Raw genomic sequence first — 26,627 nt, forward strand, 5'->3', positions numbered from 1 at the left:
TCGATTGATTTAAAAATATATCAAACGAATGATTAAACAGCAATCGTGAGCAGTGCATTTCTCGGGATTGAAACGAATCGACACCACCGAATTCCTGAAACTTGCTACTCTTGGCGAGCAAATTCAAAAAACAACAAACTGGAGACAATCATGGGTATGGCGGAAAAAGGCAGCAAGGCGCTGCGAAAACTGAAATCGGTCGCTCAAAAACGGGCGTCCAGTCTTCCGGCAGGCAATTTGATCAATGCCGTGGTTGACCAGGTGAATCAGTTTGAAACCGGTATCAAGCAAACAGTAGATGGTGTTCAGGACAAGGTCAAAGGCTTGCAAGCCAACTTGTTGAAAATGTACCAGGCCAACAAAGAACTGGAACAGGAGAACCGGGAATTGACCAAAACCATGGTGGGGCTGGAGAAAGACAACGCCCACCTGACCATGCAACTGGACCGCACCCAAATGGAACTGGATGTATTGAAGGCCAAGCTGGAGAACATTGGCAAACTGGTGAGTGGCTACGAGGAATCAATTGCCGCAGTCACACGCAGCAACAAACCCAAACGCAAATAAGCAGAAAAAAGAGCCAGCCGATGACCCGCACACCCATTCCACGATTTGACGACAACTACTCGGAAGATGCTGCCAAAGCGCGCCGCGAATTTTTAACACAACAAACCGGAGCCAGCTTGCATCACACTGGCACCTATTCCCTGCCCCCTGAAAGTTTGAAAAGCAACACCGAGAACTTCATTGGTGTGGTGCAAATGCCGGTGGGTGTGGCAGGGCCTGTATTGATTCATGGTGAACATGCACAAGGCTGGTTTTATGTACCTTTGGCGACCACCGAAGGCACACTGGTGGCCAGTTATAGCAGGGGCATGCGCATGGTGAGCGAATCGGGCGGCGTGAAGGTGACGGTGGCCGAGGAATACATGCAACGTGCGCCACTTTTTGAATTCGAGGATGCCCGCGCGGCCAAACGGTTTTTGCAATGGATCAATGAAAACCTGGCCATGGTCAAAGCCGAAGCAGAGAAAACCACCAGCTTCGGCAAGCTGGAACACATTCAAACCTGGCAAGTGGCGCGCATGGTGTACACGCGTTTCAACTACACCACTGGCGATGCGGCCGGGCAAAACATGTGCGGCAAAGCCACGCATGCCGCCTGCCAATGGGTATTGAAAAACAGCCCGGAGGCGATTAGTTACTTTGCCCTGAGTGGCGCCATTGAAACGGACAAAAAACATTCGCACATGAACCTGCTACACAGCCGGGGCAAGCGTGTAATTGCGGAAGCCACCATCAAGCGCGAAGTGCTGCAAAGGCTGGCACGCACCACTCCTGAAACCATTTTCAAGCAACGCCAGCGCAGTGCCATAGGCGCACAACTGGCTGGCAGTGCCTACAGCGGCCCCCACTCGGCCAACGGCATTGCCGCTTTGTTTATTGCCACAGGGCAAGATGAGGCCAATGTGGTAGAAAGCCACACCGGCATGGTGTTCATGGACATTACAGCCGATGGAGATTTGTATTTCTCTGTCACATTGCCCTCGGTGATCTGCGCCACCAAGGGTGGTGGAACAGGCTTGGCCACGCAGGCCGAGTGCCTGAAAATGCTGGGCTGCGAGGGCACTGGCAAGGCGCGTAAACTGGCGGAAATTGTGGGCGCCACGGTACTGGCAGGAGATTTGTCCTTGCTGTCCGCCATTCTGGCGGATGAATGGGTTTCCTCCCACGACGCCTATGGTCGGAATCGTTAAGCCGATGCAAGTCAGCGCCCGTCCCTGGGCGCTGTCAGTAAATCACTGACCGCTGGTGCAGTGCGGAATGACTTGGAATGTGTTTCAGTGCACACTCGTTTTACAATACAAAAACGAGGAGACACAATGCAGTCTGAGGCAGGATCCGCGCAGTTGAACAACTCATTGATCAAACGTGTAGCTGGCCTCGTGACGAAAGTCTCCGACGCCTTTGCATTTCCCCTACGAACTTCCCACTACATTGAACTGGTCAACCCCTTGTGGAGCACCCATGCACTTCAAGCGCGGGTTGAAGCAGTTTGGGACGAAACCTCTGATTCACGCACCATCACCTTGCGCCCTGGCCTGAACTGGCGAAGCCACCGCCCAGGCCAGCACTTGCGCATTGGCGTGCCAATTGGCGGGCAGCATTTCACGCGCACTTATTCAATCAGCTCAGCCCCGGAACGCAATGACGGCTGCTTCACCATTACGGTGAAAGCCATCGACAACGGTCGCATGTCGCACCACCTGGTGCGCAAGCTGAAAGTGGGCGATTACGTGCCGATTGGTGTACCGCAAGGCGACTTTTACCTGCCCGATGCACAGCCTGTGCTGCCCCTGTTTATTACTGCGGGCAGCGGCATTACACCGATTATGAGTATGCTGCGCAGCCTGGTGCTGCAAGAGCGCATGCCCAACACTGTGCACATTCACTATGCACCCCACACTTACGACGTCATTTTTGGGCGTGAACTGAAAGAAATTGCGGACAGGCAAAAGCTGTACACCTTGAACCTGGTGCACACCCGTGAGCCTGGCCAGAAACCTGAAGACATTACCGGCAAACGCCCCCACTTTTCCAAAGAGCAGCTCGAGCAACTTTGCCCCGACTGGCGAAAACGCGATGTGTACGCCTGTGGGCCGCAAACCATGCTCGATTCAATCGAGAAACTTTACGAATCCGAAGGGCTAAGCCGCCAGGTGCACACCGAACGATTCCGCGCCCAACTGGCAGGCGTTCCCACCGAGGTGAAAACGGGTGTGGTGAAATTTCTGAACAGCAATGTGAGCGCCAATTCAGATGGTGAAACCAACCTGCTTCGCCTGGCCGAGGATTCCGGCCTGAACCCGGAACACGGCTGCCGAATGGGCATTTGCCACGGTTGTGATGTGAAACTGGCCAGCGGCTGTGTGCGCGATTTGCGCACGAACGCGCTGATCAATGAAACTGGACAAGTGATTCAGATTTGCGTGTGCGCCGCGGTGGGCGACGCAGAAATTGAAGTGTAAGTAACACGGGAAGCAGGAGACACAACATGGGCATGCCAAAACATTTGAGCGCCAGCGACATTGAAGAATTCGGTCGCGAAATGGACGCCATACGCAATGAAATTGCAGACTCGCTGGGCAGCAAAGACCGCGCCTACATTCTCTCGGTAATCAAATGGCAGCGAAGCCTGATGCTGGCCGGGCGTATTGTGGTGTTTCTCAGCTTTTTCCTGTTGCCCATGAGCGACTGGACCTTCACAGGCTGGCCACAATTCTGGGCAGTGCTTCTGCTGGGCGCGGTGATGCTGGGCGTGTCGAAAAGCATTGAGAATATGGAATTGGGCCACAATATCATGCATGCCCAGTTCGACTGGATGCGCGACCCCAATATTCAATCCAACACCTGGGAATGGGACAACGTTTGCCCTTCTGACCAGTGGAAACACAGCCACAATGTGGTGCACCACACCTGGACCAATGTGCACGGCAAAGACCCCGACATTGGCTACGGCGTGCTGCGCGTTACCGACGACCAACGCTGGCATGCCAAATACCTGTTCAACCCGGTGATTAACTTTGTGCTGATGATGATGTTTCAGTGGGGTGTGGCCCTGCACGATCTGGAGGCCGACAAGCTGCTGGCAGGCAAGAAGAGCTTCAAGGAGATTATTCCCATGCTAAAACGAATCGGCTGGAAAGTACGCCACCAGCTGTTGAAAGACTACGTATGCTGGCCGGTTCTTGGTGCAGCAGTCACGGTACCGGTCACTGTATTTTTTGGGTTTGATGTGGTGAATATTGCCTTGGCTGGTTTCGGCTTCACCATTGTGGCCAACCTGATCGCCAACGGCATTCGCAACATTTGGTCGAATGTGATTATTTTCTGCGGCCACTTCCCAGCAGGTGTGCACCACTTCACCAAAGAAGAAGTGGAGGGCGAAACCCGCGCAGCCTGGTATGTGCGCCAACTGCTGGGCAGCTGCAATATTACCGGTGGCAAGTTGTTCCATATTCTGTCGGGCAACCTGAGCCACCAGATTGAACACCACCTGTTCCCGGACATTCCTGCCAACCGCTATGCAGAAATGTCACCCCGAGTACAGGCTTTGGCAGCCCGGTATGGTCTGCCCTACAACAAGGGCAGTTTCACGCGCCAGTTTGGCACCACCACCTGGAATATCTGGCGTTTGTCTTTACCCTGAAACTAAACCGCCTGAACGGTGCTGTATGCGAAAAACAGCACCAGACTGGCGGCCATGGTTCCATTGAACCACTTCAAGCGCAGCGGGCTGTTAATCAAGGCCCGCAAGCGCGCACCCAACACCAGCCACAAACCCACGCACAGCAAACCCACACTGGCCATGATCACGGCCACCATCAACACGTCCAGCACAGGCGTGTTCGAGCTGGCCGGGAAAAGCGCCACGGCAGCAGTCGCCATGAACCAGGCTTTGGGATTGACCCATTGAAACAGCACGGCATTGACAAAGCTCAAGGGCCTGGAACCAGGTTTCAGCGCATCCTCTGAAGGTGAGAAGCTGGCAATTCGCCAGGCCAAATACACCATCATCAGCAAGCTGAATACCAACAGGGCTGTGTGAAACCAAGGCAAGCTTTCAAACACCGCATTCAAACCCAGACCCATGGCCAGCAGCATCAGTGGAAAGCCCACAATAATGCCGAAGAAATGCGGCAGGCTTTTTCGCACGCCAAAATTCATGCTGCTGGTCATGATCATCAGGTTATTGGGCCCGGGCGTAATAATGCTTAAAAATGCGAACAGGGCAATGGCTTGAAAGTGCTGCATGGCGAACTCCTTTCTTGGAGTAAAAATGGAACACTCACTTTAAGAACTTTTGCAAATTCAGTACAGATTCAGGATAATTAAATAATGTGCAGTACAGATTAAGCACTGAAAAATCTGTACTGCTTCTGGAACTTGACTTCTGTGCGGGTGGCCCCCATGAAACTGGAACGTTGGCAAGTGATTGCCGCAGGCATTTGTTCACTGATCCTGACCGTGGGTTTGGCCCGCTTTTCTTACACCCCCTTGCTGCCCATCATGCGCGAGCAGGCTGGCTTAAGCGCCTTTGATGGTGGCTGGTTGGCCACGGTCAATTACATCGGCTACATCAGCGGTGCCTTGCTGGCCTCCACACTGAGCAACCTTGATTACAAATACCTGCTTTACCGTTTCGGCCTGATTGTGGCCGTAATCAGCACCATTGGCATGGGCCTGACCACCGATGTCAACCTGTGGGTATTTCTGCGCTTTATTTCGGGTGTGTCCAGTACCGCAGGCATGTTGATTGCGTCGGGCCTGATCATGAACTGGCTGGCCCGCCAAAACCTGAAAACCGAACTGGGCCTGCACTTTGCCGGCGCGGGTATGGGCTTGGTTTTGTCTGGCCTTGCAGTCATGGCCATGGTCGACCACCTGGCCTGGGACCAGCAATGGTGGGTGCTGGGTGTGGTGGGAATTCTTTTCTTTGTACCAGCCTGGATATGGATGCCCAAGCCAGCCAAAGCTGGCAGCACTGAAGCACAAGTGGCTGATGTACCACCGCCCAGTGCAAAGTGGATGCGCTTGATGCTGGGCGCTTACTTCTGTGCCGGGTTTGGCTATGTGATTAGCGCCACCTTTATTGTGGCCATTGCTGAAACCTTGCCCGAACTTCAGGGCAAAGGCCCTTGGGTGTGGGTAGTGGTTGGTTTGGCCGCGATTCCCTCCTCGTTTGTGTGGGACCGCGTGGCGCGCGTTACCGGCGTTTTTGAAGCCTTGGTGTTGGCTTACCTGCTGCAAATCATCTCAATTGTGATGGCTGCCCTGATCGACGGCTATTGGGCCAACATGATCAGCGCCGTGCTGTTTGGCGGTACATTCGCCGGCATTGTGAACCTGACATTGAGCATTGCAGGCCGCCAGTTTCCCGCCAACCCCAGCAAGGCCATGGCACGCATGACACTCAGTTATGGCGTGTCGCAAATTGCGGCGCCTGCTTTGGCCGGTTTGATCGCTGAACGCACAGGCACCTATCGCGGCTCGCTGTACCTGGCGGCTGCATTGATGGTGGCGGGTGTGTTCATGGTGTGGCAACTGAAAAAGCAAACCGAGGCTTGAACCATGGACAACTCCTCTTGCAAATACGAAACACTGGCGTTGAACCTGCAGGCCTTGATTGAAAACAATCACTTTGCAGCGGGGTACAAACTGCCGTCGATCCGGAAGCTCTCAGAGCAATGGCATTACTCCATCGACACGGTACAAAAAGCATTGAACTTGCTGGAAGACCGGGGCTATGTGCAACCTGTAGCGAAATCTGGCTATTACGTGCAAGCCCGCACCCTGCCCAATGCTGCAGCCTGTACCCAGGCGCCTGATTCAATCGTGCTGGAACCACCGGTGAACCTGGAGGTGGCCAATCAAATCGCCATGTTGCTTAGAAGTTCAACCCGCGAGGGTGTGGCACCATTGGGCGTTGCGTTTCCCGCCCACGAACTGTTGCCGATTGCCACCCTGCGTAGAAGCTACGCCACAGTGAACCGCACCCGCCCTGACCTGCTTACCCTGGGTAGCCACGTAGAGCCGAACCAGCCTGAACTGGTGCAGCAACTGCAACAGCGGTTTGAGTTGATGGGCATGAAATTGAAACGCGATGAATTGGTGATCACCGATGGGTGTACTGAAGCGCTAAGCCTGGCCCTTCAAAGCGTGGCCAAACACAACGACATTGTGGCAGTTGAGTCGCCCGGTTATTACTTGCTGCTGCAAATGATTGAATCACTGGGCTTGCGCGCACTGGAAATTCCGAGCAGTCCGGAAAATGGCATGTCGCTTGAAGCACTGGAAATTGCAGTGAAGCAAACCCGAATCGCGGCTTGTATTGTGTGCCCCACCGCCAGCAACCCCATGGGTTCTGTAATGCCCGATGCCAACCGAAAAAAACTGCTGGAGTTGGCCGAGAAATACGACTTCCCGATTGTGGAAGACAATGTGTATGCCGACCTGTACTTCGAGCGTTTTCGACCACGGCCATTGAAAGCCGGCAAGCAAAGCGACCGGGTACTGATGTGTGGTTCATTTTCGAAATCACTGAGCCCATCGCTGCGAATTGGCTATGTGGCAGGCGGCAAGTACGCCGCACAGGTGCTTTCGAAAAAACGGATTTTAAGTGGTTCCACCAACCCGATCACGCAGGTGGCTGTTGCACATTATCTGGAGAAAGGATCGTTTGAGCGGCACTTGCGTACCTTGCGCCAACAGTTTGAAACGCAGGTGCGAGCCATGGGCAGTTTGGTGCTGAAACATTTTCCGCAGGGCACCCGAATTTCAGAACCCAAAGGTGGTTTCGTGTTGTGGGTTGAATTGCCGGGAGACATCGATACCGCAGCCCTGTTCAACAAGGCCATTGCCCGAAAAGTGGCCTACATGCCGGGCAGCGTATTCTCTGCCAGCGGCCTGTACAAAAACTGTTTACGGCTGAACTGTGGCCACCCGGTGACAGACGACACCGCAGTGGCCATTGCAAAGTTGGGAGCCTTGTTTGACGCCTCACTCGTCGCCTAGCCACACCACCTTGTACAAATCGCGGCGGCGATCGAGGTAATTGCGAACCGAACCTTCGTTTTTCAAAGTTTGAAGCTTGTCCAGGTCCACATCCACAATCAGGGTCATCTCGGTGTTGGGTGTGGTCTCTGCCATGATGGCGTCGTGTGGAAATGCGAAATCGGAGGGCGAGAACACCGCGGTTTGCCCGTACTGAATGTCGACATTGTCCACCTTGGGCAAATTACCAAAACTCCCTGAAATAGCCACATAGCACTCATTTTCAATGGCGCGGGCCTGGGCACAACGGCGCACGCGCAGGTATCCGTTTTTGGTGTCGGTCCAGAAAGGCACCAACAAAATTTGCATGTCTTTGTCGGCCAGCACACGCGACAATTCTGGAAACTCGGAGTCGTAACAAATCAGGATTCCGATCTTGCCAAAGTCGGTGTCAAACACACTCAGCTTGCTGCCCCCCTCCATCATCCATTCACGTTTTTCATGCGGTGTGGGGTGAATTTTGTACTGCGCCTCAACCGTGCCATCGCGGCGGCACAAATAGGCCACGTTGTACAGTGCACCATCTTCCATCACCGGCATGGAACCGGCCACCACATTGATGTTGTAGCTCACCGCCATGCGACTCATCTCGTCGCGAATTTGATCGGTGTAAGTGGCCAGGTGACGAATCGCCTCCAAGGAATTGCCGTTGCCCGCCAGGCCCATCAGGGGTGCATTGAAAAATTCGGGGAACAAGGCGACATCACAGCGGTAATCTGAAAGCGCATTGATGAAGTACTCAGCCTGTTTCACCACGTCTTCCACGCTGTGGAATTCGCGCATTTGCCACTGCACGCAACCCAAGCGTGCGGTGGTTTTGGGCGCGCCAAACAGCATGGGTTTTTCGGGTTCATAATAAATATTGAACCACTCCAGCAAGGTGGCATAGCCTTGCGATTCCTTGTCTTCCGGCAAGTAGCCTTTTAGCACTTGCTTCACCTCAAAATCGTTGCTGAGCTGAAAAGTAAGAATGGGATCGTAAATGTCTTTGCGTTTCACTGCGGCAATGTACTGCTGCGGCGACATGTCTTTCATGTGGTCTTTGTAGCCGGGAATTCGCCCGCCCGCCATGATGGCGCGAAGGTTGAGGTTTTGGCACAATTCCTTGCGCGCTTCGTACAGGCGGCGACCCAAACGCATGTTGCGGTATTCGGGATCGGCGAATACATCAATGCCATACAGCACGTCACCCTTGGGGTCATGCGTGGTGGCATAAATGTTGCCGGTGATTTCCATGTAGGTGTGCTTGTCGCCAAACTTGTCATAGTCGACCACCACCGCAAAGGCGGCGGCAATCACCTTGCCATCGTCTTCAATGCAAATTTGCCCTTCCGGAAATGTTTTTAAGATTGAACGGAATTTGGCTTCTGGCAAAGCACCGCCAGCGCTGTGGTAAACCACCTCCATAATTCGCTTGATATCGGGGTAATCAGAGGCCTGTAAATTGCGCAAGCTCAACTTGTGTTCGGTGTGTTCATACTCGGTATTTTCTATTTCTGTCGACATGGTCACTGCTCCATTCGTTTACTTTGTGAACCTCTCTATTAGAACATATTTAGAAAATTGATGAATTTTTGGTCAATTAACTGATTATTCTGGTTTGACACACCCATTGGCAAACGGGTATCCTTCGCGCCTGCACTGTTAACCAACCCCGCCCCGACCCTTGTAAAAATTCAAGTTCAGCGTTGTCCTTTCGATTGGTCTGGCCTCCCCGAGTTGCCGGACGCCTGCTACTTTTCCAAAATTTTGATTGATTAACAATGATGAAGAATTTCCGTACGGACTGGTTATCCAACGTCCGAAATGACCTTTTGGCCGGCCTTGTTGTTGCGCTGGCGCTTATTCCTGAGGCGATTGCCTTTTCCATCATTGCCGGTGTCGACCCCAAAGTAGGTTTGTACGCCTCTTTTTGTATCGCAACCGTAATTGCTTTCACAGGCGGGCGGCCTGGCATGATTTCCGCAGCCACGGGTGCAATGGCTTTGGTCATGGTAATGCTGGTGAAAGACCACGGCCTTCAATACCTCTTGGTGGCCACGCTGTTAACGGGTGTGCTTCAAATAATTGCAGGTGTGTTGCAACTGGGTAAATTGATGCGCTTTGTATCCAGGTCAGTCATCACAGGCTTCGTGAATGCACTGGCCATTCTTATTTTCATGGCGCAGCTGCCCGAACTAATTAACGTGACCTGGCATGTGTACGCCATGGTAGCGGCGGGCCTGGGCATTATTTACCTGCTGCCCTACTTCACCAAAGCAATTCCATCGCCACTTGTGGCCATCGTTGTACTGACCGTATTCAGTATTGCGGTGGGGCTGGATATTCGTACCGTGGGCGACATGGGTGAGTTGCCTGATTCGCTGCCAGTGTTCCTGCTGCCCGACGTGCCTTGGACCTTTGAAACTTTAAAAATCATATTCCCGTTTTCAATCACGCTCGCTGTGGTGGGTTTGCTTGAATCAATGATGACAGCACAGATTGTCGATGACATGACCGACACACCCAGCGACAAAAACCGCGAATGTGTGGGCCAAGGTGTATCAAATATTGCCGCAGGATTTTTGGGTGGTATGGCTGGTTGCGCCATGATCGGGCAGTCTGTGATCAATGTGAAGTCGGGTGGCCGTGGCCGCCTGTCCACTTTGTGTGCAGGCCTCTTCTTGTTGATTATGGTGGTATTCATTGGCGACTATGTGGCGCTCATACCGATGGCTGCTTTGGTGGCTGTCATGATCATGGTGTCGATTGGTACATTCAACTGGGCATCAATTCGCAACCTGCGAGAGCACCCAAAAAGCTCCAGTATTGTGATGCTCGCCACGGTGGCCGTGACGGTGGGTACGCACGATTTGGCGCAGGGTGTGTTGGTGGGTGTGCTGTTGTCGGGCTTCTTTTTTGCCAACAAGGTAGGCCGTATTTTGCACGTGCAATCGAGCACGCAAGATGAAGGACGCAACCGCACTTATGTCATCTCTGGCCAAGTTTTTTTCGCATCGGCTGAAGCTTTCATCAATTCATTCGACTTCAAGGAAGAGATTGACGAGGTCACTATCGACATCGGTCTCGCTCATTTTTGGGATATTACGGCTGTGAGTGCCTTGGACAAAGTGATTCTCAAGTTCAAACGCAATCAGATCAAGGTCAATTTGTTGGGTATGAACGAAGCGACAAAAACCATGGTGGATAAATTTGGACTGCATGACAAGATGAGCCCAGGTAAAGAACTTCCTGCGCATTAAATCCGGACAGGAGTTCACGAGCAGCGCATTTGATCCACAACCTGTAGAAACCGCGCCACCAAAGGTACTGAACTGCGTTCTTGTAAACAGATGACATGTGAGTAGGTACTTGGCAACGGCTCCTGAATTTTCAAACGAACCAACCGTGGGTCTTCCACATAGGCTGTTTCTGAAACAACACCGAGACCAAGACCTGCGGCAACCGCTTCACGAACAGCCTCACGGCTTCCAATTTCAACGCTGCTTTTAATTTTTATACCTTCGCTTTGCAAAAATGAATTGAAAACTTTCTGGGTTGTGGAGCCTGATTCCCGAACCACAAAATTACAAAAGGCCAGATCGCGTAACTTGACTGACGTTCGTTGTGCGAGAGGATGAGCACAATTGGCAAACACCAAGAGGGGCTGCTTTCGAAAAGGGACGCAATGTATTCGTGAGTCATCCACCCGATGAACCAGAACCCCGAGGTCACCTCTGAAATCCAGAATGCGCTCTACCACATCGCTGGAATCGCCCATGCTCACAGACACCTCGACATACGGGTTGTTCTCCCGAAAGCGTGAAATCATGGGGACCACGTTGTATGGCCCTACAGCACACAAGGAAAGTCGTCCCTGAAACTGGCTTTGCGCTGCCAACAACAAGGAGCGTGCATCTTCTTCAGCCCTGAATATCCGGTTCGTGATTTCGCGCAGGTTTCGCCCAAAGTCGGTCAACTGAACCTGTCGTCCCCGCCGATGAAACAACTCCACGCCATAGTGTTTTTCCAATCGGGCAATGTGCGCTGAAATGGTGGGTTGGCGCAAACCCAAAGCGCGCGCGGCCGCCGACATGCCCCCAAAACGGGCTGTGGCATCAAAGGCCTTTAATTCCGGAAGCAGATTTTCAACCATAGACATGATCTATAGGTTGCGCCGATTTTGTTGCGAATTCATTAATTCGCCTGTCATGCAAGCCGCCTACAGTGCAAGGGTGCATTCAACAGCCAGGAGGCAATCGTGAGCAACCGCAGAGACTTTGTAACCAAAACTATCCCCGGACTGGTACTGGGTGCCGCCGCATTGAGCGCGCCAGCCATCGTCAGGGCCAACAAACGTCCAGTGATCCGGGTGGGTCTTGGCCCTCAACAACCTACACAGGCTGACACCAAAAGGGTTTGGGAGCCGGTTTACAAAATGATTTGCGACCAGATTGGTGCCGACCTTGAATTGCGCGTTGCGAATGACTGGGCCGGTATTTCCGTTGCTTTGGCCACCCAACAAATTGATGTAGCCCAAATGGGTCCTTGGGGCTATGTATTGGCCAAAAAGAAAGGCGAAGCACAGGCGATTGGCATGTTGACCATCCAGGGTCGCGATTACTACAAGGCCATCGTGGTTGCCCGACCCGATCTTAAAATTACGCGCTTTCCGGAAGATGCAAAGGGCTTGTCCATGCAAATGCTGGATGTGGGTTCTACATCGGGTTGGCTGGTGCCCACCCACTTTCTGAAAAGCAAAGGCATTGATCCAAAAAATTACTTCGGAAAGTATGCTGAAGGCGCATCTGCGGCAGCGGCTCAAATGGCAACGGTGAATGGCCAGGTGGATTTGGCGACCGGCTGGGACACGCACAGGAACACCATGATCAGGAATGGTCAGATCACGGAAACCTCTAACCGGGTGGTGTGGGAATCTCAACCTTTGCCCAATGAACCAGTAGTCATTCGCAGCGGATTTGACCCTGAGATGGCCAAACGGCTACAAGCTGCGCTGGCTGGACTGCCCGCCGACGTTGCGCAGAAAATGCTGCCCTGGCCCTACAGCGGCTTCATCAGCACCGACCATGCGCCCTATGCAAAACTTGAAACCATGGGCACCGATCTGGGCGTGCTGAAGGCCTGAGGAATGAGCAGCAAAGTACCCCCGGTTCGGTTGGCCACGGGTGTTTATCTGGAGCCCGGTCTTGACTGGGCTTCCAGAGCACTCTGGTTAAAGATCTTCACGTTGTTTGCAATTGCGGTGTTCGTTGGTGTGTGTGTGGTGGTGTCCGAAGTCCGCCCAGCCGCCTTGGTGGATGGGATACCGCGCATGCTGGGCTGGATGGCCACCGCCTGGCCACCGTATGGGCAAGAGCTGGATGTAATTGCCTACCGTGCATTTGAAACAGTGGCCATTGCCACCGTGGGAACACTGGTCGCCGCATTGCTTGCAGCGCCCCTTTCAGTGCTGATTTCGAACAACATCAGCCCCATGGGTAAATTTGCGTGGCCAGTGCGCTGGCTGTGCAATGCCTGTCGAGGCATCGACACAGTGGTGTTTGCCATTCTGTTCGTGGCTGCCGTCGGCCTGGGTCCATTTGCGGGCGTGTTGGGCATGATCATTCATTCGCTGGGCGTGATTGCAAAGCTGAACAGTGAAGCCATTGAAACCCTGCCCAAACAGCCTCTTGAGGCGGCGAACATGACCGGTGCAGGTTCAGGCAAGATCATGTTCCATGCTGTCTTCCCAGCCGTATTGCCCAATTTGAGTTCGGTGTCGCTGTATGTGTGGGAGGCGAATGTGCGAACCTCCACGGTGCTTGGAATTGTGGGCGCGGGGGGCATCGGGATTGAGATCAAGGCAGCGATTGATCTGCTGGATTTCCAGAGATTGTTCACACTGACTGTGGCCGTGCTCATCATGGTCACCATCATCGATCACTTGAGTGCGATGTTGCGAAGGAGATTGGTGTGAGCAAAAACGGTTTTCAATTGATTGACGTTCGCAAGAGTTTTGGGGCCGCGCAGGCATTAAAGGGGGTGTCGTTTGAAGTCAAGGCAGGTGAATTTGTCACGCTCCTTGGCCCAAGCGGTGCTGGAAAAACCACACTTTTCAGGTGCCTGACTGGTTTGGAACGCGCCGACAACGGAGAAACCTGGGTGCTGGGCGAGCGAATTGACCTGGCCTCCAGAAAGCAATTACGCGCCCTACGCCAGTCCATCGGCCTTATCTTCCAGCAGCACAATTTGATCGGGCGATTGTCGGCTTTGGACAATGTCTTGATGGCCCGGCTAAGCCATACACCTTGGTGGCGAGTTGCACTGAACAGGTTTTCCCACCGGGACAAACAGCTTGCGCTGAGCAGCCTGGATCAAGTTGGTTTGCTCGACAAAGCCTACATCCGGTCGGACGCCCTGTCGGGTGGACAGCAACAACGTGTTGCGATTGCCCGTGTGCTAACCCAACACAGCAAAGTGTTGTTGGCAGATGAGCCTGTGGCAAGCCTCGACCCCGAGTCAGCAAGACTGGTTCTCGAGGACCTGAAGCGAATTGCGAAAGAACACAACATTGCCGTGTTGTGCAGTTTGCACCAAGTGAACTTGGCAAAAAAATACGCAGACCGCATCATCGGTATGCGGGCAGGCGAGCTGGTGTTTGATGGATCAAGCAAGGATTTCTGCGCACAAACAGAGCAGTGCCTCTACGCAAAAGCCCATTCCGGAATACCTGCCGATGAAAATCATTCAACTGTCTGACCTGCACATCATGCCCCCAGGAAAAGCCCTGTATGGCAAAGACCCACTTTGGCAACTGGACCTGGCGCTACAACACATCGAACAACACCACAGCGACTTAAACCTGATGGTGATCACTGGGGATCTGACGCAGTTTGGCGATGAGTCTTCTTATCAAGCACTCAAAAGGAGACTTCAACGACTGGATTGGCCTGCCGAATTACTGATCGGCAATCACGACAATCGTGAGACCTTCAAGAAGATATTTGACAAAGCGGACTATGAAGATGAATTTGCTCATCGCAGCTTCACCAGCAATGGCCTGCTACATGTTTTGCTGGACACCCACAAAATCAATCACGATGAAGGCGAGTTGTGTGAAAAACGGATCCAGTGGTTGGAACGTACACTCAGGGCTCATCCCCACGTACCAGCCTTGCTGTACATGCACCACCCACCGTTCGACGCAGGAATTGCAGGCATGGACCGATGCAAGCTGAGCAATCCCCTAACCCTGCTGAACGCCTTGCAAGCCCACCGAGGGCGCTTATTGCATATATTTACCGGACACCTTCACCGCGCCATGGCGGGTCAATGGCAGGGTTTCTCGGTGTCTTGCTGCAAAAGCCCCAATCACCAGGTCAGTTTGAATCAAGCAGACCCTTTGCTGGTGTACGGTGCGGATGAACCCACTCAATACGTAGTCGCGTTCGTGACACCCGGGCAATGCTTAATCCACCACCAAGACTACGGCAATCAAGCCCAAACATTTTCTTTATGATGAATGAGCATTTTATGAACAGCCGAAAGGCAATTGTCTTCGACCTTGACGGCACCTTGGTCGACACCTTGCCCGACCTGATGGGAAGCCTGAACAAGGCATTGGCTGAGTGCGGTTTGCCCGGCGTCGAAGCCACCGTCCTTCTCGATTCACTGCACGGCGGACTTGGTGCGACTGCGAGTGCCGCGCTCAAGGCGCTGACCGCTGACATGACACTGCATCCTGAATTGTCGAAGCGATATGAACAGCTTTACACCGATCAGCTTTGCGAGTCTTCATTGCCGTTTTCTGGCGTGGTGGATTTTCTGGAGATGCTGAAACGGGCTGGAGTTTCCATGGGGGTGTGCACCAACAAGCTGGAACAACAGGCCAGACGATTACTGACACATCTGGATTTGATTCAATACTTTGACGCAGTAGTTGGGGCTGACACCTATCCATATTCAAAACCCCACCCACTGCCGTTACTCAAATTACTGGAGCAACTGGGGGCTGAGCCCAGTGCAAGCGCTTTCGTGGGAGACAGTGTGGTTGATGCCCACACTGCGTTGAATGCCCAAGTTCCCTTGCTTTACTACACGCAGGGCTATGGCGGGTCATGCAAAACTGAATGGAAGGCTATTGAGTTTGACTGTTACTCCAGTTTGCTTTCACATCCCGCCCAAACCTGAGCGGGTACAGCTTTTGCATCGTTCGTGGCAAACCCACACCGGAATTTGCCATGAACGAACTTGATGCTGCCCTGCTCAGCCTGCTGATCAAAGATTCACGCTTGTCTTTTGCTGACATTGCCCGACAGCTGGGTTGTTCGCGAGCCCACGCCCGCGCAAGGGTGCAAGCATTGCTGGAAGAAGGCACAGTGGAACAATTCACAGCAGTCGTAAACCCTGAAAAACTGGGTAAGGTCACCAGCACCTTTGTTGATTTGAAGGTGAAAAGCCACGTGATTGAAGCGGTTGCGACCGAGTTGGCCGCACAACCGGAAGTAGCGAGTCTTTACATCATGTCGGATTTGCAAAGCCTTCACATCCACACCTTGACCGACACACAGGAGAGCTTTTTGGCCTTTGCACAAAAATACCTGTTTGGACAGCCCGACATTATTTCAGTGGAATGCAAGAACCTGTTGAAGCGTGTAAAACACCGCCGGGGTGGCGCGCGTTTATAAAAACCAGGCTCCCTGTTGTGGTGCAGTGCCACATTTTGGGTGCGTGAATACATTCGACATCAAAGTGCCCTTTTTCAAATCCATCTGAATCCGATTGATTTTTTCAATGTATCAATCGCATTCGATTTGGCAACAAAAGTAAACAAAAGGTATACAAATGGCATTGAAGTGCACTGAGGCAATGCCTCATTCTGGTGTTGAAAAAACAGACCAAGGGTAAACCCTTATTTGCAATAAAACCATATATTTCAAACACTTAAAATATTTCAAAGCTGGCACACCTTTCGCTAAAGAAGGGTTATGACCAATCGCCATTTGTGCGATCGGCGAACCCTTTGTTTTCCAAGCAGCAGGAGTGTGTTCCATGACCTCAATTGATCGTCGCAAGTTTATTTCAGGTGCTGCCACCGCAGCCGCAGGTGGTGCAGCCTTGGCTGTACCCGGTATTGCAAATGCACAAAATGGCAAGGTCACCATGAAAATGACCAACGCCTACCCACCTGGCTCGCCCTTTTATGTGGCCGGTCCTGGCAGCCCCACCGACTTTTGCAAGAAGGTGGAAACCATGTCGAGTGGTCGCCTGAAAATTCAACACTTCGCAGCCGGAGAACTGATCCCTGCGCTGGAAGGTTTCGACGCGGTGTCAGCGGGCACCGTTGAAATGAATGCCGCAAATGCTTACTTCTGGTCGGGCAAAGTACCGGCTGCCCAGTACTTCACCACAGTACCCTTTGGTATGAATACGCAGGGCATGATGGCCTGGCTGTACCACGGCGACGGCATGAAATTGTGGCAAGAGGTGTATGCGCCTTTCGGCCTGACCGCCATGCCCATGGGCAACACCGGCGTGCAAATGACAGGCTGGTTTCGCAAACCTGTCGAAACGGTGGCAGACCTCAATGGATTGAAAATGCGCATTCCTGGCCTGGCTGGCAAGGTGTACAGCCAACTGGGCGTGAACGTTCGCTTACTGCCCGGTGGCGAAATTTTCCCGGCACTTGAACGTGGCGTCATTGATGCAGCTGAATTTGTCGGTCCCTTCCAGGACCGCCGCCTTGGCCTGCACAAGGCAGCCAAGTTTTACTACACCACTGGCTGGCACGAACCCACCAATGTGACTGAACTGCTGATCAACAAAAAAGCATGGGACAAGTTGCCCAAAGATTTGCAGATGATGGTGCAAATGGCGGCGCAAGCCAGCGTGATGGAAAGCCTGGCCTGGTCGGAATCGGTGAATGCCGAGGCGCTCGAGGATCTCGTGAAAAACCAGGGTGTGAAAGCACAGGCACTGCCCAAGCCAATCGTAGACAAACTGAAAGAAGCCACCATGGACACACTGGAAAGCGTGGCTGCTTCCGACCCCCTGGCCAAGAAAGTGCATACCTCATTCATGGCCTTCAAGAAGAAGCATGAATCCTGGGCAGCACTGAGCGAAAAAACCTTCCTTAATCTTTAATAAGCGGTTGTTGTGATGAAGCAAGCCATCCCCAAACTCGAGGCATTTGTCGAGTTCATTGGGGGGCTTGCACGCTTGTGCGTGCTTGCCCTCGTTGTTCTCGTAGCTGCCAACGTGATTCTTCGTTACCTGTTCTCGATCGGCCCAGTTGCCTTGCAAGAACTGGAGTGGCATTTGATCTCTCCCATCGCCCTGTTCGGTTTGGCCTACGCCATGAAGCACAAGGCCGATGTACGGGTTGATTTTGTGTATGACCGCTTTGGCCCATTGGGCAAGGGCTGGATCGACTTGGCCAGCGCAGTGCTCACCTTTCTGGTTGCATTGGTCATTGTGTATTTATCAATTCCATATGTCATGCAGGCATACGACATCTTGGAAGGCTCACCCGACCCCGGTGGCTTGCCGTATCGATACCTGCTGAAAATATTTCTGCCACTGGGCTTTGCTTTGCTCATGGTGCAAGCGATTGCCAACCTGTTGCAGGCTGTGATTCAAATTAAAGACGCGAAGGTGGCCTCATGATGGGCAATGAATGGATTGTGCTGGGCATGATTGCCGGCTTTTTGGGGCTGATGATCATCGGCATCCCCGTGGCCATTGCGTTGGCTGTTTCAGGTTTCGTGGCGGGCTACATTGGTTTCGGGCCCATGCTGTTTAACCTGATGCCAGCGCGCCTGTTTGGTGTGGTCAGTAACTACACTCTCTTGGCCATTCCGCTGTTCACATTCATGGGGGTAATGCTGGAAAAAAGCCGGGTGGCTGAAGACATGCTCGACACCATCGGCACCGCCATGGGTGGCCTGAAAGGCGGCATGGGTTTGGCCATTGTGTTGGTGGGTGTGTTGATGGGCGCCTCCACTGGCATTGTGGGCGCAACCGTGGTTACAGTGGGTTTGCTCACCTTGCCCACCTTGATGAAGCGCGGCTATGCGCCCAGTGTGGCCTGCGGCACCATTTGCGCATCAGGCACTTTGGGGCAAATTATTCCGCCCAGCCTGGTACTCATTCTGCTCTCTGACATCATGGGTGAATCGGTTGGCACCTTGTTTGCGGCCGCGCTCATTCCCGGTTTGGTATTGGCTGGTATTTACTGCGCCTACCTCATTCTGTTGGGCATGTTCATGCCCAAGCTGGTGCCCGCCGTGCCACTGGAAGAACGCCAGAAAATCAACCGGGCAGAACTGCGGAAAAAACTGTTGCGTGATGTCGGTCCGCCTGTGTTGCTGGTGCTCGCCGTGTTGGGTTCCATCGTAGCGGGTATCGCAGCCCCAACAGAGGCCGCATCCATGGGCGCCTTGGGTGCATTGCTAATCGCTGTTGGCTTTGGCCGCATGAATATGCAGTTGCTGAAAGACACCATGCACGGCACCTTGACCATTTCAGCCATGGTGTATTTCATCTTGCTGTGCGCACAGCCCTTCGCGCTGGCCTTCCGCGGCTTGGGCGGAGAAGACATGGTGCACGGATTGTTCGACATGATTCCCGGCGGTGAAGTTGGCGCTTTGTTATTCCTGATGGGCCTGCTGTTTATTCTCGGGTTCTTCCTGGAGTGGATTGAAATTTCCTACATTGCCTTGCCCATGTTTTTGCCGGTGTTCATCGGTTACGGCACCGACATGGTTTGGCTGGCAATCCTGATCGCGATGAACTTGCAGATGTCGTTCCTGACACCACCCTTTGGTTGGGCACTGTTCTTCCTGAAAGGTGTTACGCCGCCGGGCATTACCACACGGGATATTTATGTGGGTGTATTGCCTTTCGTGATGTTGCAGGCATTGGCAGTGGCAGTCATCTTCGTGTTCCCATCGGTTGCAACCTGGCTACCCAAAGCCATAGGCTGGTAGGCACGCTAAGCAAGGAGCTTTCATGGAATTATTGAGTGGATACTCCCTGCCTTGGCTGGCAGGGCTGGTGGTGGCGCTCGCCATCACAGGTGCAATCGCAGGGCTGCTGGCAGGCTTGCTGGGTGTGGGGGGCGGCATTGTGATTGTGCCGGTGTTATACCACCTGTTCACACTGCTGGGTGTGGATGAAAATGTGAAAATGCATGTGGCTGTGGGCACCTCGCTGGCCACCATCATTCCCACTTCATTCATCTCGGCAAAAAGCCACAAGGCCAAGGGCAATCTGGATGAACCCTTGTTCAAAAGCCTGGTGTTGCCTTTGTTCATTGGTGTGGTCATTGGCAGTTTTGCAAGTGGTTATGTGTCGGGCGATGTGTTGTCGATTGTATTTGCAAGCGTCGCTTTGCTGGTGGCAGCCAATATGGCATTTCGAAGCAAAGCCAAACCCGTGGCTGAAAGTTTGCCACGCAGCCCCTTTAAACAAATGATGGGCACATTCATTGGCGGCTTTTCTACCTTGATGGGCATTGGTGGCGGCACCCTGAGTGTGCCGATTCTGAATGCATTCAACGTGCCCATGCACAGGGCTGTGGGCACGGCTGCGGCCATTGGCATGGTCATCAGCATTCCTGGCGCAATCGGGTTTTTACTCAATGGCTGGAACGTTGAAAATACGCCACCATTGACCATTGGTTACATTAATTTGATTGGCTTTGCACTGATTGTGCCCATGACCATGTGGATGGCCCCCGTGGGCGCACGCATGGCCAACGCCACCACCGCAGCACGACTGAAACTGGCGTTCGCATTTTTCCTGTTCATTACCGCCGTTCGTATGTTTTACGGCGTATTGAACTAAGCAATAGAAGGGAGTAAAGAAAATGATTCACACCAAACGCGCACTGGGTGGCGTGTTCGTTGCGCCCCACCATTTGGCCGCACAGGCTGGCCGGGATGTATTGAAAGAAGGTGGCAACGCCGCTGAAGCCATGATTGCCGCCGCCGCTGCCATTGCAGTGGTATACCCACACATGAACTCGATTGGTGGCGACGGTTTCTGGCTGCTCAGCGAACCCGGCAAGGCACCGGTAGGTATCGATGCCTGCGGCAAAGCTGCCGCAAAAGCCACCCGCGCTTTTTACACAGAGCAAGGGTTCGATGCCATTCCAAACCGCGGTCCATTGGCTGCACTCACCGCAGCGGGCACCGTGGGTGGCTGGATCAAAGCACAAGAAGTTGCCAAGCAATGGGGTGGCAAGTTGCCATTGAACCGCTTGTTGAGCGATGCGGTGGTATATGCACGCAATGGTGTGGCGGTTAGCAGTAGCCAGGAACGTTTAACCCGCGTGAAGTTTGATGAGCTTTCAACCGCTCCCGGCTTTGCCAAACATTTGTTGATGGATGGCCAAGTGCCAGTTGAAGGCAGTGTGCTCAAGCAAAGCACCTTGGGTGACACGTTGGCGCGAATGGGCCAGGTGGGGCTGGACGATTTTTATCGCGGTGAACTGGCACAAGCCATGGCCGAGGATTTGACCCGCGTGGGCAGCCCCATCGGCCTTGCCGATTTGAACAATCACCATGCGCAGTTTGTTACGCCGCTGCAAACCGAGCTGAACAACAGCACAATTTACAACATGACACCGCCCACGCAGGGCATGGCCTCACTGATGATTCTGGGCATGTTCGACACGCTCGGCGTGCAACAAGCCGATGGGTTTGATTACCTGCATGGCATGGTGGAAAGCACCAAGCAGGCCTTTCTGGTGCGCGACCGGTATTGCACAGACCCCGCATACATGACCGTGAACCCCAGCGATTTTTTGACCCGCGAAGCGCTGGCTGAGCGTGCGAAGAAAATCAATATTCAACGCGCACTGCCCTGGCCCCAAGACCCCTGGCAAGGCGACACCATCTGGATGGGTTGCATTGACAGCGAAGGCCGCACTGCCAGCTTTATTCAAAGCGTGTTCTGGGAATTCGGCTCAGGGGTGGTATGCCCTTCAACCGGGGTGATGTGGCAAAACCGGGGAATCAGTTTTTCCTTGAAAGAAGACGCGCTGCACCGGCTTGAGCCGGGCCGCAAACCCTTCCACACCCTGAACCCGGCCATGGCGCGTTTCAAAGACGGCCGCAGCATGGTGTACGGCACCATGGGCGGTGAAGGCCAACCACAAACACAGGCCGCTGTGTTCAGCCGGTATGCCTTGTTCAATCAGCCTTTGCAAACTGCGGTAACAGCACCGCGCTGGCTATTGGGCCGTACTTGGGGTGAGCAAAGCACCACCTTGAAACTGGAAAGCCGATTTGATGCACAACTGGTTGCCCAACTGCGCGACGCAGGCCATGTACTGGAGGTGTTGCCAGAAGCATTCAGTGACACCATGGGACATGCCGGCGCGGTGGTACGCCACCCCAACGGCATGATGGAAGGGGCTGCTGACCCACGTTCAGATGGATCAGTGGCATGTGCCTAGTTGAGAACCCCGTTCAAACGCCTTCGCTGATTCGTGTGAAGTAAGAGGTATGTGCAGCAGTGCCTTCAGGCCACTGGCCGAGAAAGTGCTGTTGCCAGGCAGCTTGATCAAATTGAACGCGAACCTGTTCAATCCACACACCATTGAATTGTGTGGATTGAAATACCAAAGCGGGGTTGTTCAAAGACGTCATTGAAATTCGAGTGAAGAGCCCGTCCATCTGCGCGCTGGGCATTCCTGCCGCACCGTTGTTGCTGATCAATCCTGTTTGCCCATTGGGCAGTGGCTCATGATGAAACGCGGCACTGCAAGTGTGGCTGCTGGCAAATACATTCACCTGTGCTTTTTCAAACAAAGCGGCACGCCATGGCGCTTCGTCCGTTTGCTTCAAATGAGCAGGATCAAAACGCCAGCCTGCCAATGAATCGCCATCGCCATGCACCACAGCCACGTTCAATTCACCCACGCTGTAACGTGCAAAGAAAGGTTTCTGTAACAACATGTCCAACAATTCTGGCTGTTGTTGCGCGCACCGCTTCAACTCGGTATGAATGAAGTTCGACCGGTCCACCACACCTTGATCCACATTCTCGGGATAGGCACAGCCGCAATCAGCCACATCCAAAGGCTCGCCAAGTTCAGCTTCCACATTGCCCAAAATGCAATCGTGATTCAACACACGCTGGTTAATGTGAACAAAGTCTTCAAGCGATTTGTTGAACCAGTTGAAGTCGCCATTGAAGCAAATGCGAACGTTACCCGATTCTTTCGAGGCCAGTTGTTCAACTGCATTCAGTGCAAAAGCATTGCCATACAAACCACCCACCACATACAACACATCGCATTGAGTAGCGGGAACCTGTGCAATTTTGGCCGCACCGTACTGGTATCGAATCGGGCAACTGCGCCCTGCCATCTCAGTCATGATTCACTCATACAAATGATCAAGTTGCGCTTGCGTCAATTCGTGGCTGGCGCAATCAAGAACTACCTCACCGGCTTTCAGGCCAATGACCCGTTGGCTAAGAAGGGGGACCAGGCTCACATTGTGAACCACGGTAATCAGCGTGGAATTCTCTGTGGCCTTCACCAAGAGTTCACACACTTCATCTGCCGCTGTAGGGTCAAGCGCCGCTGTGGGTTCATCGGCCAACACCAGCTCGGGTTCTTGCATCAACATGCGGGCAATGGCCACCTTCTGGCGTTCACCACCAGAAAGCTTGTCCGCGCGTTTTTCTGCCAGATGGGCCATGCCCACTGCTTTTAATGCAGCTTGCGCACGCTGGGTTTCCTCATTCGTGAAAATTCGCGCCCAACTGCGCAAGCGCGGCATGCGTGCCAAACCACCCACCAAAACATTTTCCATGGCACTTAAGCGCGCAACCAAATGCAGGCCTTGCAACACTTGGCCCACTTGTGCACGTACCAAGCGCAAATCGCGCTCGCGACGAAGCGGAAACACGGTGTGGCGGTTGACCACAATGTGCCCGGCCGTGGGTTTTACAAACCCGTTCAAACACCGCAACAGGGTTGATTTGCCCGCGCCGTTTCTACCCAGAATGGCCACCTTCTCGCCACGGGCAATGTGAAGCGAGTCCACTTTCAAAATGCGTCGCCCCGCGATCACCATTTCCAGATTTTGAATGTCGATGATGTTGGTGCTCATAGGAGGGCCGTCCGAATTCTGCGACTGATGGCATCAAATGCAGTCACCATCAACACCACCACAATCAAAATACTCGACAAGCGACCCCATTGAAACAAGGCAACCGCCTCTGAAATCAGCAGGCCCAACCCCCCCGCACCAATGATGCCGAGAATGGTTGAATCGCGAATATTGTATTCCCACAGGTACAAATGGCTGCTCACCCACTGTGGCAACACATTGGGCCACACTGACCAGAAGAAGGTTTGCGAAGGGCTTGCACCCACCCCTTTCACAGCCTCAATCGAGGCCATGTCCAGTGTTTCTATCGACTCTGCAAACAGCTTGCCGTAGGTACCCAGACTGTGAAATGCAATCGCCAGAATACCCGCCGTGGGGCCAAGACCCACAATGCCCACCAACACCAAACCAAACACCAAGGTATGAATGGAACGTGAGGTGTCCAGCACCAAACGCGAGAACGCGGTGAGCACTCGCGGGGCCTTGATGTTTTTTGCGCTGAGCACACCGAAAGGCAAAGCCAGAATGGCACCCAGCAGGGAACCCAGGGTTGCGATTTTAAACGTAGTCCAGGTGGCAAACCCCAATTGCACCAACCACTGGTGTTCAACTTCTTGCCGGTTCTCGGTGCGCAGCACCGTGCCATCGTCGCTTTTGTACTCGTAAGCTGGATCGCCAAACCACACATCGAGAAAACTGGGCCGTGCAAATTCCGTGGCGGTTTTGATGAAGTTGGCCACAGGGTTGCGGCCCATGGACAAATCGCCAGCCGTGGCCAGGCTGTACACGCAGCCAAACACAATGAGCGCATACAAAAAGACCAGCCCGAAAAACCCGAGCCGGCCTTTGAGGCGCAACTTGAACTGCATCCAATTCATGGTGGTTAAACAACCCCCTTATTTGGGCTGCAAGCGGCCAGTGGCCAGGCCTGCATCACGAATGGGTTTGTAGTAGCTGTTGTCTTTTTTCGCAAAACCGGTGTAGCGTGGCGGCAGCAAATTGGGCTGGTTTTTCAGTTCAGCACCAATGCCCAACAAAGCCTCTTGTAACTTGGCCACAAAAGCCTTGTCTTCAAACAGCTTGGCACTAACTGCAAATGCATCATTGGGCAAGGGGTCGGACGTCCAGATAATTTTTGAATCTTCAGCCTTGATCAAACCATCAGCGATCATGGCGTCGCGGTTGCGGTTGTAATCTGCACCTGCATCAATTGCGCCCTGGGTGACCTGGGTTTGAATGGCCTGGTGGCTGGTGTTGATTACCTTGGAAAAATAGGTGTCGGGGTTAATGCCCTGCTTCTGAAAATAATGGAAGGGAATGAGATAACCCGATGTTGAACCCTTGTCGCCAAACGCAAAGGTTTTGCCTTTCAAATCGGCCATGCTTTTGATGCCGCTTTTCGGGTTGGTTACCATGATTCCGAAATATTCTGGTTTGCCTTCGTACTCAATGGTGGCAACAGCTTGTGCCTTTGCTTCGTTGTTGGCCAGCACATAGCCCCATGGGCCCATCAATGCAATGTCGGTTTCACCATTGGCCAGCGATTTTGCCAAACCTTCCCAGCTGCTCACCGTGCGCAGCTTTACAGGCTTGCCCAGTTTTTTTTCAAGGTACTGTGCCAAAGGGGTGTAGGTGGCGTCGTTTTTGTCTTTGTCGGGCTGGTACAAGCCCACACCGAATTGAATCACCTCTTGGGCAACAACAGGCGTGGAAACAAGGGCAAAGCTGAAAGCGCCGATCAGGGCTTTGGTCAACAAACGCATGGTCAGGTTCCGTAATGAAATTGGATAGTTGAAATAAAACAAAAGTGTCAACGCTTACTACGCCAAACAAGCCACAAAGGTTACAGGAATTTGAATTGAATTCGAGGACGATTGTTGCGCCAGTGGCGCACTGGCGCTAATTCGGTTGTTTGCTGGCCAACCAGGCCTCGTAACCACCATCCATGGCTTTGGCCTGCCGGTAACCCTGCTTGCGCAAAAGGCCAGCCACATGGGCTGCGCTGACATCGTCGGGGCAGGCACACATGGTGACGATTACGTCTGTTTTTGGCCAGGCTCGGGCTGCGGCCAGGGCACTTTCTGCATTGGCAGGCAACCAACCGGCCAATGGCTCGGCTTCTTGCACAATGGCAGGGCGAAGGTCGATCAGCCGCAGGTTAGACTGCCCGGCCTTGACCAGAGCCAATACCTCGGCAGCGGGCACTTTGGGAAGCTTCAGACGCGCCTGAAATGCATCGCGACGTGCCAGTTTCCACATCAACCAGAAAGCGCAAATCAGCGCAGCCACAATACCCACAACAAACAGGTTGTCTTGCAGCGCTGCATAAATTGCGTTGACCTGGTCTTTAAACAACCAGCCTGCCAGCAAAGCTGCCATGGCCCACAAAAACGCACCTGCTGCCGACGCAATGGTGAAGCTGAGAATGGACATTTTCACAGCGCCTGCAATAGGCGGTGCCACAGTAGAAAACCCGGGAATGAACTTGGCCACCACCAGCGACCAGGGGCCCCACACGCGAAAGCGGGATTCGGTTTGGCTGACACACGATTCTGGATTGATGGACAGTTTGCACAACACCGCCAACACCCGGTAGCCATAAAATCGCCCGGCGATGTACCAAGCCCAATCGGCGATCAACGAAGCCGAGGTGGCAACCACCGCAAGCACGAAAATACCTGACCACTGACCCGACAAACTGGCCGACAAAATCATGGTAGGTACTGCTGGCACAGGGGCACCTAACTGCTGCAAGAGCACGTTGAAAAAAACCAGAACTTCTGTGGTTTCAAACAAAGACATGGTGAGGACCGCCAAAAACTGCCCGGCAAGAACAATGCGCGAATTGCAGATAGCGACATCATAAGCATTTTCCGGGGATTGCTGCCGGGTTTAGAGGAAGCACTC

General features: G+C 53.3%; 27 protein-coding genes. 18 read left to right on the forward strand and 9 right to left on the reverse strand.

Annotation, left to right across the window (positions count from 1 at the left end; all coding sequences use genetic code 11):
* The first annotated feature begins 150 nt into the window (after positions 1-150).
* From B4C79_RS02125 to B4C79_RS02140, 4 genes are all read left to right on the forward strand, one after another.
* Entirely contained in the window at positions 151-567 is a 417-nt protein-coding gene (locus B4C79_RS02125) for a hypothetical protein (RefSeq protein ID WP_291739598.1), read from the forward strand.
* A gap of 20 nt (positions 568-587) precedes the next feature.
* Entirely contained in the window at positions 588-1,757 is a 1,170-nt protein-coding gene (locus tag B4C79_RS02130) for a hydroxymethylglutaryl-CoA reductase (protein WP_291739597.1), read from the forward strand.
* 126 nt (positions 1,758-1,883) lie between these two features.
* Complete coding sequence (locus B4C79_RS02135) at positions 1,884-3,029, forward strand: ferredoxin reductase (protein WP_291739596.1); 1,146 nt, start codon at positions 1,884-1,886, stop codon at positions 3,027-3,029.
* A gap of 26 nt (positions 3,030-3,055) precedes the next feature.
* Positions 3,056-4,210, forward strand: coding sequence for a fatty acid desaturase family protein (locus B4C79_RS02140; RefSeq protein ID WP_171099882.1), 1,155 nt, complete (start codon positions 3,056-3,058; stop codon positions 4,208-4,210).
* Positions 4,211-4,212: 2 nt separating this feature from the next.
* On the opposite strand, the gene B4C79_RS02145 is transcribed toward B4C79_RS02140, so the two are convergent.
* Positions 4,213-4,815 (reverse strand): LysE family translocator, encoded by a 603-nt coding sequence (locus B4C79_RS02145; RefSeq protein WP_291742412.1) that lies wholly within the window; start codon positions 4,813-4,815, stop codon positions 4,213-4,215.
* 156 nt (positions 4,816-4,971) lie between these two features.
* On the opposite strand from B4C79_RS02145, the gene B4C79_RS02150 reads away from it, so the two are divergent.
* Together B4C79_RS02150 and B4C79_RS02155 are read left to right on the forward strand one after the other, a co-directional pair.
* Positions 4,972-6,129: a YbfB/YjiJ family MFS transporter gene (locus B4C79_RS02150; RefSeq protein WP_291742409.1), complete on the forward strand. Its 1,158-nt coding sequence runs from the start codon at positions 4,972-4,974 to the stop codon at positions 6,127-6,129.
* 3 nt (positions 6,130-6,132) lie between these two features.
* Complete coding sequence (locus tag B4C79_RS02155) at positions 6,133-7,575, forward strand: PLP-dependent aminotransferase family protein (RefSeq protein WP_291742406.1); 1,443 nt, start codon at positions 6,133-6,135, stop codon at positions 7,573-7,575.
* On the opposite strand, the gene B4C79_RS02160 is transcribed toward B4C79_RS02155, so the two are convergent.
* A complete protein-coding gene (locus B4C79_RS02160; RefSeq protein WP_291742403.1) occupies positions 7,561-9,120 on the reverse strand; it encodes a carbon-nitrogen hydrolase family protein in 1,560 nt (519 codons plus the stop codon). The two genes, B4C79_RS02155 and B4C79_RS02160, sit on opposite strands and share 15 nt — an antisense overlap.
* A 257-nt stretch (positions 9,121-9,377) precedes the next feature.
* Between B4C79_RS02160 and B4C79_RS02165 the strand changes: the two genes are divergently transcribed.
* Positions 9,378-10,856, forward strand: coding sequence for a SulP family inorganic anion transporter (locus B4C79_RS02165; RefSeq protein WP_291751633.1), 1,479 nt, complete (start codon positions 9,378-9,380; stop codon positions 10,854-10,856).
* Positions 10,857-10,870: 14 nt separating this feature from the next.
* Here B4C79_RS02165 and B4C79_RS02170 read toward each other — a convergent pair whose 3' ends face one another.
* The gene (locus B4C79_RS02170) at positions 10,871-11,755 is read right to left on the reverse strand and encodes a LysR substrate-binding domain-containing protein (RefSeq protein ID WP_291739335.1); all 885 of its coding nucleotides are present in this window, start codon (positions 11,753-11,755) and stop codon (positions 10,871-10,873) included.
* A 99-nt stretch (positions 11,756-11,854) separates the two neighbouring features.
* Here B4C79_RS02170 and B4C79_RS02175 point away from each other — a divergent pair, with 99 nt between their 5' ends.
* The 6 genes from B4C79_RS02175 to B4C79_RS02200 are packed head-to-tail and all read left to right on the forward strand — an operon-like array spanning position 11,855 to position 16,280.
* Complete coding sequence (locus B4C79_RS02175) at positions 11,855-12,739, forward strand: phosphate/phosphite/phosphonate ABC transporter substrate-binding protein (RefSeq protein WP_171099900.1); 885 nt, start codon at positions 11,855-11,857, stop codon at positions 12,737-12,739.
* A gap of 3 nt (positions 12,740-12,742) precedes the next feature.
* Complete coding sequence (gene phnE / locus B4C79_RS02180) at positions 12,743-13,570, forward strand: phosphonate ABC transporter, permease protein PhnE (RefSeq protein WP_291739334.1); 828 nt, start codon at positions 12,743-12,745, stop codon at positions 13,568-13,570.
* Entirely contained in the window at positions 13,567-14,352 is a 786-nt protein-coding gene (phnC, locus tag B4C79_RS02185) for a phosphonate ABC transporter ATP-binding protein (protein WP_291739333.1), read from the forward strand. Before phnE (B4C79_RS02180) ends, phnC begins: the two co-directional genes overlap by 4 nt.
* Complete coding sequence (locus B4C79_RS02190) at positions 14,330-15,112, forward strand: metallophosphoesterase (protein WP_291739332.1); 783 nt, start codon at positions 14,330-14,332, stop codon at positions 15,110-15,112. The genes phnC and B4C79_RS02190 overlap by 23 nt, the downstream gene beginning before the upstream one ends.
* Positions 15,113-15,126: 14 nt before the next feature.
* On the forward strand, positions 15,127-15,783 hold the full coding sequence (locus B4C79_RS02195; RefSeq protein WP_171099907.1) for an HAD family hydrolase: 657 nt from the start codon (positions 15,127-15,129) through the stop codon (positions 15,781-15,783).
* Between the two features lie 50 nt (positions 15,784-15,833).
* Positions 15,834-16,280, forward strand: a complete 447-nt coding sequence (locus tag B4C79_RS02200) for an Lrp/AsnC family transcriptional regulator (RefSeq protein ID WP_171099909.1) — start codon at positions 15,834-15,836, stop codon at positions 16,278-16,280.
* Positions 16,281-16,466: 186 nt separating this feature from the next.
* Here B4C79_RS02200 and B4C79_RS02205 read toward each other — a convergent pair whose 3' ends face one another.
* On the reverse strand, positions 16,467-16,646 hold the full coding sequence (locus tag B4C79_RS02205; protein WP_171099911.1) for a hypothetical protein: 180 nt from the start codon (positions 16,644-16,646) through the stop codon (positions 16,467-16,469).
* On the opposite strand from B4C79_RS02205, the gene B4C79_RS02210 reads away from it, so the two are divergent.
* From B4C79_RS02210 to B4C79_RS02230, 5 genes are read left to right on the forward strand one after another with little or no spacing between them, the layout of a single operon-like run.
* Positions 16,645-17,736 carry a TRAP transporter substrate-binding protein gene (locus B4C79_RS02210; protein WP_171099912.1) on the forward strand — a complete coding sequence of 364 codons (1,092 nt, stop codon included), beginning with the start codon at positions 16,645-16,647 and terminating at the stop codon, positions 17,734-17,736. The two genes, B4C79_RS02205 and B4C79_RS02210, sit on opposite strands and share 2 nt — an antisense overlap.
* A gap of 15 nt (positions 17,737-17,751) precedes the next feature.
* Positions 17,752-18,258, forward strand: coding sequence for a TRAP transporter small permease subunit (locus B4C79_RS02215; RefSeq protein ID WP_171099914.1), 507 nt, complete (start codon positions 17,752-17,754; stop codon positions 18,256-18,258).
* Positions 18,255-19,580 (forward strand): TRAP transporter large permease, encoded by a 1,326-nt coding sequence (locus tag B4C79_RS02220; RefSeq protein ID WP_171099916.1) that lies wholly within the window; start codon positions 18,255-18,257, stop codon positions 19,578-19,580. The genes B4C79_RS02215 and B4C79_RS02220 overlap by 4 nt, the downstream gene beginning before the upstream one ends.
* Positions 19,581-19,602: 22 nt before the next feature.
* Entirely contained in the window at positions 19,603-20,439 is an 837-nt protein-coding gene (locus tag B4C79_RS02225) for a sulfite exporter TauE/SafE family protein (protein ID WP_291751636.1), read from the forward strand.
* Positions 20,440-20,461: 22 nt separating this feature from the next.
* Positions 20,462-22,054 carry a gamma-glutamyltransferase family protein gene (locus B4C79_RS02230; RefSeq protein WP_291740252.1) on the forward strand — a complete coding sequence of 531 codons (1,593 nt, stop codon included), beginning with the start codon at positions 20,462-20,464 and terminating at the stop codon, positions 22,052-22,054.
* A gap of 13 nt (positions 22,055-22,067) precedes the next feature.
* Here B4C79_RS02230 and B4C79_RS02235 read toward each other — a convergent pair whose 3' ends face one another.
* From B4C79_RS02235 to B4C79_RS02255, 5 genes are all read right to left on the reverse strand, one after another.
* A complete protein-coding gene (locus B4C79_RS02235) occupies positions 22,068-22,979 on the reverse strand; it encodes a hypothetical protein (protein WP_171099922.1) in 912 nt (303 codons plus the stop codon).
* 3 nt (positions 22,980-22,982) lie between these two features.
* Positions 22,983-23,720, reverse strand: a complete 738-nt coding sequence (locus B4C79_RS02240) for a phosphonate ABC transporter ATP-binding protein (protein ID WP_171099924.1) — start codon at positions 23,718-23,720, stop codon at positions 22,983-22,985.
* Entirely contained in the window at positions 23,717-24,598 is an 882-nt protein-coding gene (phnE, locus tag B4C79_RS02245; protein ID WP_171099926.1) for a phosphonate ABC transporter, permease protein PhnE, read from the reverse strand. Before phnE (B4C79_RS02245) ends, B4C79_RS02240 begins: the two co-directional genes overlap by 4 nt.
* Positions 24,599-24,616: 18 nt before the next feature.
* Positions 24,617-25,483 carry a phosphate/phosphite/phosphonate ABC transporter substrate-binding protein gene (locus tag B4C79_RS02250; RefSeq protein WP_171099928.1) on the reverse strand — a complete coding sequence of 289 codons (867 nt, stop codon included), beginning with the start codon at positions 25,481-25,483 and terminating at the stop codon, positions 24,617-24,619.
* A 136-nt stretch (positions 25,484-25,619) separates the two neighbouring features.
* Positions 25,620-26,522 (reverse strand): VTT domain-containing protein, encoded by a 903-nt coding sequence (locus B4C79_RS02255; RefSeq protein WP_291740256.1) that lies wholly within the window; start codon positions 26,520-26,522, stop codon positions 25,620-25,622.
* Between the last annotated feature and the right edge of the window lie 105 nt (positions 26,523-26,627).

It is taken from the genome of Limnobacter sp. UBA7229 (assembly GCF_002473065.1).
Lineage (GTDB): Bacteria > Pseudomonadota > Gammaproteobacteria > Burkholderiales > Burkholderiaceae_B > Limnobacter > Limnobacter profundi.

Coding starts and splice junctions, on each gene's coding strand:
- B4C79_RS02215 (WP_171099914.1), top strand. CDS start 17,752: ATGAAGCAAGCCATCCCCAAACTCGAGGCATTTGTCGAGTTCATTGGG.
- B4C79_RS02165 (WP_291751633.1), top strand. CDS start 9,378: ATGATGAAGAATTTCCGTACGGACTGGTTATCCAACGTCCGAAATGAC.
- B4C79_RS02195 (WP_171099907.1), top strand. CDS start 15,127: ATGAACAGCCGAAAGGCAATTGTCTTCGACCTTGACGGCACCTTGGTC.
- B4C79_RS02140 (WP_171099882.1), top strand. CDS start 3,056: ATGGGCATGCCAAAACATTTGAGCGCCAGCGACATTGAAGAATTCGGT.
- B4C79_RS02250 (WP_171099928.1), bottom strand. CDS start 25,483: ATGCGTTTGTTGACCAAAGCCCTGATCGGCGCTTTCAGCTTTGCCCTT.
- B4C79_RS02190 (WP_291739332.1), top strand. CDS start 14,330: ATGAAAATCATTCAACTGTCTGACCTGCACATCATGCCCCCAGGAAAA.
- B4C79_RS02220 (WP_171099916.1), top strand. CDS start 18,255: ATGATGGGCAATGAATGGATTGTGCTGGGCATGATTGCCGGCTTTTTG.
- B4C79_RS02225 (WP_291751636.1), top strand. CDS start 19,603: ATGGAATTATTGAGTGGATACTCCCTGCCTTGGCTGGCAGGGCTGGTG.
- B4C79_RS02210 (WP_171099912.1), top strand. CDS start 16,645: ATGACCTCAATTGATCGTCGCAAGTTTATTTCAGGTGCTGCCACCGCA.
- B4C79_RS02230 (WP_291740252.1), top strand. CDS start 20,462: ATGATTCACACCAAACGCGCACTGGGTGGCGTGTTCGTTGCGCCCCAC.
- B4C79_RS02235 (WP_171099922.1), bottom strand. CDS start 22,979: ATGACTGAGATGGCAGGGCGCAGTTGCCCGATTCGATACCAGTACGGT.
- B4C79_RS02200 (WP_171099909.1), top strand. CDS start 15,834: ATGAACGAACTTGATGCTGCCCTGCTCAGCCTGCTGATCAAAGATTCA.
- phnE (WP_171099926.1), bottom strand. CDS start 24,598: ATGAATTGGATGCAGTTCAAGTTGCGCCTCAAAGGCCGGCTCGGGTTT.
- B4C79_RS02145 (WP_291742412.1), bottom strand. CDS start 4,815: ATGCAGCACTTTCAAGCCATTGCCCTGTTCGCATTTTTAAGCATTATT.
- B4C79_RS02130 (WP_291739597.1), top strand. CDS start 588: ATGACCCGCACACCCATTCCACGATTTGACGACAACTACTCGGAAGAT.
- B4C79_RS02160 (WP_291742403.1), bottom strand. CDS start 9,120: ATGTCGACAGAAATAGAAAATACCGAGTATGAACACACCGAACACAAG.
- B4C79_RS02255 (WP_291740256.1), bottom strand. CDS start 26,522: ATGTCTTTGTTTGAAACCACAGAAGTTCTGGTTTTTTTCAACGTGCTC.
- B4C79_RS02125 (WP_291739598.1), top strand. CDS start 151: ATGGGTATGGCGGAAAAAGGCAGCAAGGCGCTGCGAAAACTGAAATCG.
- B4C79_RS02205 (WP_171099911.1), bottom strand. CDS start 16,646: ATGGAACACACTCCTGCTGCTTGGAAAACAAAGGGTTCGCCGATCGCA.
- B4C79_RS02150 (WP_291742409.1), top strand. CDS start 4,972: ATGAAACTGGAACGTTGGCAAGTGATTGCCGCAGGCATTTGTTCACTG.
- B4C79_RS02135 (WP_291739596.1), top strand. CDS start 1,884: ATGCAGTCTGAGGCAGGATCCGCGCAGTTGAACAACTCATTGATCAAA.
- B4C79_RS02155 (WP_291742406.1), top strand. CDS start 6,133: ATGGACAACTCCTCTTGCAAATACGAAACACTGGCGTTGAACCTGCAG.
- B4C79_RS02240 (WP_171099924.1), bottom strand. CDS start 23,720: ATGAGCACCAACATCATCGACATTCAAAATCTGGAAATGGTGATCGCG.
- phnE (WP_291739334.1), top strand. CDS start 12,743: ATGAGCAGCAAAGTACCCCCGGTTCGGTTGGCCACGGGTGTTTATCTG.
- B4C79_RS02170 (WP_291739335.1), bottom strand. CDS start 11,755: ATGTCTATGGTTGAAAATCTGCTTCCGGAATTAAAGGCCTTTGATGCC.